5 protein-coding genes are annotated in these 5,160 nt (G+C 78.1%); 3 read left to right on the forward strand and 2 right to left on the reverse strand.

Annotation, left to right across the window (positions count from 1 at the left end; translation table 11 throughout):
• Together ACFV5N_RS24375 and ssuE are read right to left on the reverse strand one after the other, a co-directional pair.
• Positions 1-1,450, reverse strand: a 1,450-nt coding sequence (locus ACFV5N_RS24375) for a protein kinase (RefSeq protein WP_385603694.1), incomplete at its 3' end; no start/stop codon positions are given.
• Between the two features lie 127 nt (positions 1,451-1,577).
• Positions 1,578-2,135: an NADPH-dependent FMN reductase gene (gene ssuE, locus ACFV5N_RS24380; protein WP_385603696.1), complete on the reverse strand. Its 558-nt coding sequence runs from the start codon at positions 2,133-2,135 to the stop codon at positions 1,578-1,580.
• 251 nt (positions 2,136-2,386) lie between these two features.
• On the opposite strand from ssuE, the gene ACFV5N_RS24385 reads away from it, so the two are divergent.
• The 3 genes from ACFV5N_RS24385 (at position 2,387) to ACFV5N_RS24395 (ending at position 5,054) form a co-directional block, all read left to right on the forward strand.
• The gene (locus tag ACFV5N_RS24385; RefSeq protein ID WP_385603699.1) at positions 2,387-3,556 is read left to right on the forward strand and encodes a DUF4037 domain-containing protein; all 1,170 of its coding nucleotides are present in this window, start codon (positions 2,387-2,389) and stop codon (positions 3,554-3,556) included.
• A gap of 11 nt (positions 3,557-3,567) precedes the next feature.
• Positions 3,568-4,188: a bifunctional 4-hydroxy-2-oxoglutarate aldolase/2-dehydro-3-deoxy-phosphogluconate aldolase gene (locus ACFV5N_RS24390; RefSeq protein WP_385603702.1), complete on the forward strand. Its 621-nt coding sequence runs from the start codon at positions 3,568-3,570 to the stop codon at positions 4,186-4,188.
• A 104-nt stretch (positions 4,189-4,292) separates the two neighbouring features.
• Entirely contained in the window at positions 4,293-5,054 is a 762-nt protein-coding gene (locus tag ACFV5N_RS24395; protein WP_385603703.1) for an alpha/beta hydrolase, read from the forward strand.
• The last annotated feature ends 106 nt before the right edge of the window (positions 5,055-5,160 follow it).

The following is a 5,160-nucleotide window of genomic DNA, read 5'->3' on the forward strand; positions in this document are numbered from 1 at the left end:
CCTCCCAGCGGCCCAGCCGCCCCAGGCTGATCCCCCGGCCGTGCCGGGCGCGCAGCGTGCGCGGATGCCGGTCCCCGAACGTCCCCGCGCACACGGCGATCAGCTCCTGGTACAGCGCCAGCGCCCGGTCGGGGTGGCCGAGCCTGCCCAGGCAGACGCCCATCTCGAAGCGGGCGTCCAGCGCCAGCGGCCCGCCGGCGTCGGCGACCGGCCGGTAAGCGGCCAGCGCCCGGTCCCAGCGGGCGAGCCGGCGCAGCGCGTGGGCCAGCTCGTACTGGCTGGCGAGGGTGTCGGGGTGCCCGGCGCCGAGCACCCGTTCGCGTTCGGCGGCCAGCGCGCGGTGCGCCTCGTACGCCTCGGGCCAGCGGCCGAGCCGGCCGAGGCCGAGCGCGGCACGGTGCCGGCCGGCCAGCACGGCGAGGTACTCGGGCGCGGGGCTCGGGGTGAGCAGCGCGGTCGCCACCTGCCCCGTCCACGGCCCGGTGAGCCCGGCGCTGCGGTCCGGCGGCGGCAGCCGCAGGGACCACGAGCCGCTGGCGCGGGACCCGGCGCGCATGCCGCGGGTCCACTCCGGCAGCGGCGGGCCGGTCCCGCCCGGCCCGGCGGCGTCGCCCAGTTCCCGTACCAGGACGGCGGCGTCGGCCGGCCGGTCCTCGGGGCGCTTGGCGAGCAGGGCGAGGATCAGCCGGTCCAGCGCTTCGGGCAGTTCGGGGCGCAGGCTGCGCGGCGGCACCGGCGCCTGGTCGCGGTGGCCGACCAGGATGGCCCAGGGGTCGCCGAGGTCGAACGGCGGTGCCCCGGTGGCCAGCTCGTACAGCACGCAGCCCAGCGAGTACAGATCGCCGCGGTGGTCCACGGGCAGCCCGGCGATCTGCTCGGGCGACATGTAGTGCGGGGTGCCCATGGCCATGCCGAAGCCGGTGAGCTTGCTGGAGAACCCGATGTCGTGGGCGAGCCGGGCGATGCCGAAGTCGCAGATCTTGACGGTGCCGTCGGTCAGCCGCATCACGTTGGCCGGCTTGAGATCGCGGTGCACCACGCCCTGTTCGTGGGTGTAGGCGAGGGCGGCGGCGGTCTGCGCGGCGATGTCGGCGACCTCCGCGACCGGCAGCGGGGCGCCCCGCCGCTCGCCGAGCAGCTGGCTGAGGTTGCGGCCGACCAGGAGTTCCATCACCAGGTACAGCAGCCCGTCCTCGGTCTCCCCGAAGTCGTGCACCACGGTGATCCCCCGGTGCTGGAGGCCGGCCGCCACCCGCGCCTCGCGCCGGAACCGCTGCCGCAGCCCCCGCAGGGAGGACGCCTCCCGGCCCGCGCCCAGCGGCTTGAGGCACTTGACGGCCACCCGGCGGTCCAGCGCCTCGTCGCGGGCGCTCCACACCTCGCCCATGCCGCCCCGGCCGATCAGCTCCAGCAGCTGGTACCGGCCGTGCACCACCGGACGCTCCGTCATGTCCCCCTTCTTCCGCCATTCCCGACCCGGGCGAAAGACACCTCCGACGGGCCCAGTATGACGGCCCAAACCGCCCCGCGAGGGTGCGCGGCCCGGGGCGGCGGCGGGTGGACGGCCGGGCGCCGCGTCAGGCGGCGGCCACAGCGGCAACCGGGCCGGGCAGGGCGTCACCCAGCCAGGTGACCGCCCTGGCCAGCCGGGCGGACGCCTCCGGGTCGAGCCGGGCCGGCGCCCCGTCCGCCGGCTTGGTCACCGCCGCGTCCAGCACGAAACAGCCCTGGGTGACGGGGGCGGCGCCCATGCTGCCGAGCACCGGGCGCAGCGCGTAGTCCAGCACCAGCGCGTGGGCCAGGCTGCCGCCGGTGGCGAGCGGCAGCACCGCCTTGCCCTCCAGCGCGTACTGCGGCAGCACGTCGAGCCAGCACTTCAGCAGGCCGGAGAAGGACGCCTTGTACACGGGGGTGCCGATCACCAGCGCGTCGGCCGCGGCCACCCGGGCGGCGGCCTCGCGCAGCTGGGGGTCGGCGGAGTCGGCGCGCAGCAGGGCGTCGGGGGGCAGGTCGCGGACGGCGAGGGTCTCGGTGCGGTGCCCGGCGGCGGCCAGGGGCGCCCCGGCCAGCTGGACGGCGGCGGCGGTGCGGGAGTCGGCCGAGGGGCTGCCGCTGACGAGGAGCACACGGGGCATGACGGGTTCCTTCCGTTGGTCCGGGGTGGTGCGGCGGAGCGGTCCTGACTGCCGTTGGCCAGCATGGCGGTGTCCTCGTGCCGTGCACACGGGGGAACGGGCGGGATGTCACGGATGGGCCGCCGCGGGGGGTGCCCGGGGGCCAGCCCCGGGGTACCGGCGGGCCGCGGGGACCGGCGGAGCCCGCCCGCGGGGTGTCCCGCGCCGGAAAACCGGTGGCGCGCCCGCCTCCCGCCCCGCACGGTGACGGCATGACCTCTCCCGCCCCCGCTTTCCTGCCCGGCCTCGCCCTGTCCCGCGCGCTGTACGAGGAGGCGGTGCGGCCCCTGCTCGACGACGCCTTCCCCGGGCTGCGGCACACCGCCGCCCGCATCGGGGCCGGTTCCGAGGTGCTGGGTTTCGACACGCCCCGCTCGGCCGACCACGAGTGGGGGCCGCGCCTGGAGCTGTTCCTGACGCCGCGGGACCGGGCCCGGTACGGCGACGCCGTCCGGCGGATGCTGGCCGAGCGGCTGCCGAAGGAGGTCCGCGGCTGGCCCACGCATTTCGAGGAGAGCGGCGACCCGCGGGATCCGGTGGGCCGGATGAGCCCGTCCGCCGGTCCGGTCAACCACCGGGTGGACGTGCACGACCTGGACGGCTGGCTGACCGGACACCTCGGTCTGACGGAGGCGCAGGCACGGCGGCCGGACGTCCGGCAGTGGCTGGCGCTGCCGCAGCAGCGGCTCGCCGAGGCCACCGGCGGCGCGGTGTTCCACGACGGCCTGGGCACGCTCGGCGCCGTCCGGGCCGCGCTCGCCCGGTATCCGGATCAGGTCTGGCGGTACCTGCTGGCCTGTCAGTGGCAGCGGATCGCGCAGGAGGAGGCGTTCGTGGGCCGCTGCGCGGAGACCGGCGACGAGCTGGGGGCGGCGGTGGTGGCCGCCCGGCTGGTGAGGGAGCTGATGCGGCTGTGTCTGCTGCTGGAGCGGCGGTACGCGCCGTATGCCAAGTGGCTGGGCGCCGCGTTCGCCCGGCTGCCGGTGGCCGGTGCGCTCGCCCCGGTGCTGCGCGGCGCGCTGGGCGCCGCGGACCAGCCCGCCCGGGAGGCGGCGCTGTGCACGGCGTACGAGATGGTGGCCGCGCTGCACAACGCCACCGGACTCACCCCGCCGCTGGATCCGGCGTGCCGCCCGTACCACGGACGGCCGTTCGCGGTGCTGCGGGCCGACCGCTTCGCGCGGGCGCTGGAGGAGACGGTCACCGACCCGTGGCTGCGGGCGCTGCCGCCGGTCGGGGCGGTGGACCAGTGGGCGGACAGCACGGATCTGCTGCGCTCTCCGCGCGCGGTGCACGCCGCCTCGCTCGCGGTCGGCCGGGCCCTGACCGATGATGCCGGGGAGACCGGGATCCGCGGCGACCCGCCGCCGCACCGCCGCTGAGGAGCCAGCCGATGACGGATCTGCCCCCGCCGCCCGCCGCCTTCTTCGAGGACGCGTTCGCCACCGGACCGGTGATGGGGATCCTGCGCGGGTTCGACCCGGGCGGCACCGTGGCCCGGTGCGAACGGGCCTGGGACCTGGGCATCCGGATGATCGAGGTGCCCGTGCAGGACCCGGCCGCCCTGCCGTCGCTGCGGGCCGCGGTGGCGGCCGGCCGGGAGCGGGGGCTGCCGGTGGGGGCCGGGACGGTGCTGACGGCGCCGCAGGTGGGCGAGGTGGTGACGGCGGGCGCGGCGTTCGCCGTGTCGCCCGGGCTGGTCCCGGAGGTCGCCGGGGCGTGCGGGGAGCACGGGCTGCCGCTGCTGCCCGGGGTGGCGACCGCCGGTGAGATCGCCCAGGCGCTGGCGCGCGGGCTGAGCTGGCTCAAGGTGTTCCCGGCCGCGCAGCTCACGCCGGACTGGGTACGGGCCCAGCGCGGCCCCTTCCCCGCCGTGCCGCTGGTGGCGACCGGCGGCGTCGACGCGTACAACGCCCAGGACTATCTGGCCGCCGGCTGCCGGGCGGTGGGGGTGGGCACCGCCCTGGAGGATCCGCAGCAGCTCGAACTGCTGGCCGAGCTGATGCGCGGCTGACCCGGCTCGCCGTCCTGCCGTCCGGCACCCGTCCGTACCGTGACCGGCTCCGAAGGGCATGACCGGGACGGAACGGCGCGGCGGCATTTCGGCGGGAGGCGGCCATGACGGCAGGGGCGGCGGGGGCCGCGCGGGAAGAACACCGGTGGCTCGTCCTGGACACTCCCCCACCGGGGCCGGTACGGGGCGCCGTGCTCCTGCTGCCCGGCGGGCGCGCGGACGGGCACTCGCGCCCGGCCCGTCTGGGCCCCACCGTGCTGCGGATGCTGCCGTTCCGGTCCGCGATCCGCTCCGCGACGGCGGGGCACACGGTGGTCACCGGCATCGTGCGCTACCGGCACCGGGGCTGGAACGGCCGGCACGAGGATCCGTTGCGGGACACGGAGGCGGCACTCGACCGGCTCGCCGGACGGCTCGGCCCGGTGCCGGTGGTCCTGGTGGGCCACTCGATGGGCGGCCGGGCGGCGCTCCGGGCTGCCGGACACCCCGCGGTCCGCGGTGTGGTGGCGCTGGCACCCTGGTGCCCGCCACAGGACCCGGCACCGGCGCTGCCGGGCGTCCGGACGGTCATCGTGCACGCGGACCGGGACCGGGTGACCGACCCGGCGGGCTCCGCCGCCCTGGCCGCCCGCGCCCGCCGCGCCGGTACCCCCGTGTGCCGGCTGCTGCTGCCGGGCGGCGACCACGCGATGCTGCGGCGGGCCGGGACCTGGCACCGCACCACCGCCGCCGTCGCCGCCGGACTGCTCGGGACCGCCCCGCTGCCCGCGCCGGTGGCGCACGCCCTCGCCGAAGGCCCGGACTCCCCGCACGGCCTCGCTCTCACCCTGCCCCGCCGCGCCACGCGATGGCCGCCGCGCGCCTGACCGGGCCCCGGCCCGCGGCCCGCGCGGGCGCCGCGTCGTCGCCCGGCCGGGCCCCGGCGCTGCGCCGCGCCGCCGGGCTGCCGCTCGAACCCGTGCTGGGCTGGGC

This window comes from Streptomyces sp. NPDC059853 (assembly GCF_042731495.1).
Taxonomy (GTDB): Bacteria; Actinomycetota; Actinomycetes; order Streptomycetales; family Streptomycetaceae; genus Streptomyces.

Bases quoted from the DNA above. Each gene is read 5' to 3' on its own strand.
- ssuE (WP_385603696.1), bottom strand. From the start codon at position 2,135: ATGCCCCGTGTGCTCCTCGTCAGCGGCAGCCCCTCGGCCGACTCCCGC.
- ACFV5N_RS24395 (WP_385603703.1), top strand. From the start codon at position 4,293: ATGACGGCAGGGGCGGCGGGGGCCGCGCGGGAAGAACACCGGTGGCTC.
- ACFV5N_RS24390 (WP_385603702.1), top strand. From the start codon at position 3,568: ATGACGGATCTGCCCCCGCCGCCCGCCGCCTTCTTCGAGGACGCGTTC.
- ACFV5N_RS24385 (WP_385603699.1), top strand. From the start codon at position 2,387: ATGACCTCTCCCGCCCCCGCTTTCCTGCCCGGCCTCGCCCTGTCCCGC.